We start from the raw sequence: 2,641 nt of genomic DNA on the forward strand, positions 1-2,641 counted from the left end.
TACCAGCAGGCATCTCGCGAACGTCAAATCCATGGTCTGGAAAGACGTGCAAAAGCACTGGGTTACCAACTGGTTGCTACCGGCTGATAGGCGGAGATCCCTGATGGCCGTGGGTGTTTCTTAGGAAATGCGATGCAGAAAGGGGGCGGGCGCGGGGCCTTGATGATGGACGGCCGCTGCCGTCTCGTCGCCGCCGGCTGAATCCAGCCCTGGATGGGGTGGGGCTAGTCCTGCACGTAGGGAAGGCCGGCCTCAAGACAGTGCTCCGCCTTCTGCATCTCCCGGCCCAGGTAAAGGGCATGGTCGAGCCGCGACAGGGGATGGGGGCCATCTCCCTCCGTCAGGGCGATGCCGAGCTCCTTGGCACTGCGCCCCCGGTACACGGCCCGGGGGGCCCGCGGGTCACCGCCCCGGCAGCTGAGCACCTCTCCGGTGTCAGGGTCGGTGGCCAGGCCCCGTTCATCGATGCCGTTGGCGTAATGCTCGGCGACCAGCTCGCCGGCGGCGGCATCCACCTTGATCAGGAAGTAGCCGGCAGCGTCGAGGTTGATGAAGCGCTGGGAGAGCGCCTCATCCAGGCTCTGGCGGGGGTTCGGGTCGTGGTGCATGGGGGGGATCGTAGGAAGCGGTGAAGGGAAGCTCCGCGTTCATCGCCGTGATCGCCGCGTGCATCTCCCGGTTGGCGCCCGGCAGCCAGTCCCGCAGGATGGCGTCGAAGCGGGGGTCGTACCAGCGATGCAGGCTGGCCCGGGGCTGGGCCACGAAGCCCCGGCGCCGCTTGTGGCTGCCGCCGGCCCCGGGGTCGAAGCTCTCCAGGCCCCGCTCGATCGCCCAGGCGATCGGGGCGTAGTAACAGACCTCGAAATGCAGGTTGTCGAGCTCGATGTCGCTGCCCCAGTAGCGGCCCCAGAGCCCGGTGGCATCGTGCACGCAGAGCGACATCGCCAGGGGCTGCATCGGATCGCCGCGATGGGCGCTGAACAGCACCAGGTGCTGGCGCAGGTCGGTGGCGGCCGCCTGGAAGAAGGACTCGGTGAGGTACTTGCTGCCCCACGGACCCCAGCGGCTGCAGTGCTGCTCGTAGAAGCGGTGCATCCGCTCCAGCAGGCGCGGCGGGATCGCCTCCCCTGCCAGGGGCGTGACCGTCAGGCCCGCTGCCGCCACGGAGCGGCGTTCGCGGCGGATGTTGCGGCGCTGATTGGCATTGAAGCTGGCCAGATAGGCCTCGAAGTCGCCGTGGCCCGGGTTGCGCCATTCGCTCTGCTGGTTGATCCACAGCGCGCAGCCGGCGGCCTCCGCCAGGGGCTGCCAGGCCGGATCCACGTACAGGAAGTTGCAGCTGAGGATTCCCTGCCGCCGGCAGAAGACGTCGATCTCGGCCAGCATCCGCTGCGTCAGGACCGCCGCGTCCTCGCCGGGGGCCACATGGAAGCGGTAGCCCTGCACCGGGCTCACCGGGCTCATGCCGACGAGCTTGGGGTAGTAGCGCAGGCCGAGCTGGCCGGCGAGCTGGGCGAAGGACTGGTCGAAGACGAATTCTCCGTAGCTGTGGCCCTTCAGATACAGGGGGGCCAGGGCCACCAGCCGATCGTCGCGCCAGAGCCCCAGATGACAGGCCTGCCAGCCCTGGCGGGGCACGATGCTGCCGCTGGCCTCCAGGTGGTGCAGCCAGCGCCAGCCGTAGAACGGGCGATCCACGGCCTCGGTCACCACCTCGACCGCGGCCTCCCCGGTGCCTCCCACCAGGGCCTGCCACTGGTCTTCGGGGATCTCGCGCGTTGCCTGATGCCAGCGGACTTGCAGCTCGGCCATGGCCGCTGGCAACGCAGGGGGGAGGGGGCAGGCGCAAAACTAACGGTTGATTCCCTGTGACCGAGCGTCCCTCCCCCCCGCCATGGCCAAGCCCCTGCGGAACCTGGTGCTCCTGACGGCCGCCGCGGCGCTGGTCGTGCCGGCGGCACCCGCCAGGGCCGGGCTGCTGCGACCGGTGTTGATGCTGCTGCGTCCCCAGCTGGAGAACCAGCTGACACGGGTCTGCGTGGAGACGGTCTCCGCCGGCCGGGCGGATCTGGCGAAAAGCCTGCAGGATCCCTGCCGCAAGCTGGCGGTGCCCACCAGCAAGTGCCTGATCGAGGAGACCGACAACAGCGGCCGCAGCCTGGGGGTGCTCACCGAGATGGTGAGCGGTCGCTTCGGCGATGACAGCGAGGAGGTGGTCAAGCGTTGCCTGGCCCGGATGTTCGGCCTGCCCACCGACAGCCTGCGGGACATGCCGCTGCGGGAGCTCGGGCGGCGGTTCGGCAGCTACAGCCTTCAGGAGGTCACGCCCTGAGCCCGGGGCCGCCGCCAGCGCAGCAGCAGTTCGTCCCCCGGCAGCGTCCGCTGCTCCACCAGCGTCCAGCCCGCCCGGGCCGCCGGGGCCACCGCGCGGCCGTGCGGCAGTTCCTGCATCAGGATCAGGTGCCCACGGGCGCACATGAACAGCCGCGCCCGCAGCTCCGCCTCCGCGGCTCCGGGGATGGCCTCGAGCAGCGCCGTCACCCGGCCCACCCCGGTGCGCTCCAGCTGGGCCAGAAAGGTCTTGGCCAGTTCGGGGAACCGCTCCGACTCGGCGATCACCAGGCGCAGGAAGTCCAGGAAC

General features: G+C 69.9%; 4 protein-coding genes. 1 reads left to right on the plus strand and 3 read right to left on the minus strand.

Going from position 1 to position 2,641, the window contains the following annotated elements:
* Nucleotides 1–224 precede the first annotated feature (224 nt).
* On the minus strand, nt 225–608 hold the full coding sequence (locus VB737_RS16200; protein ID WP_500314476.1) for a DUF4346 domain-containing protein: 384 nt from the start codon (nt 606–608) through the stop codon (nt 225–227).
* The gene (locus VB737_RS16205) at nt 571–1,812 is read right to left on the minus strand and encodes a GNAT family N-acetyltransferase (protein WP_500314478.1); all 1,242 of its coding nucleotides are present in this window, start codon (nt 1,810–1,812) and stop codon (nt 571–573) included. Before VB737_RS16205 ends, VB737_RS16200 begins: the two co-directional genes overlap by 38 nt.
* Nucleotides 1,813–1,894: 82 nt before the next feature.
* On the opposite strand from VB737_RS16205, the gene VB737_RS16210 reads away from it, so the two are divergent.
* Nucleotides 1,895–2,332 carry a hypothetical protein gene (locus tag VB737_RS16210; protein WP_500314480.1) on the plus strand — a complete coding sequence of 146 codons (438 nt, stop codon included), beginning with the start codon at nt 1,895–1,897 and terminating at the stop codon, nt 2,330–2,332.
* Here the strand turns inward: VB737_RS16210 and VB737_RS16215 are convergent.
* A partial coding sequence (locus tag VB737_RS16215; RefSeq protein ID WP_500314482.1) for a TetR/AcrR family transcriptional regulator C-terminal domain-containing protein occupies nt 2,314–2,641 on the minus strand: 328 nt, incomplete at its 5' end. The genes VB737_RS16210 and VB737_RS16215 overlap by 19 nt on opposite strands.

This window comes from Synechococcus sp. BA-120 BA3, from assembly GCF_034931285.1.
Lineage (GTDB): Bacteria > Cyanobacteriota > Cyanobacteriia > PCC-6307 > Cyanobiaceae > Cyanobium.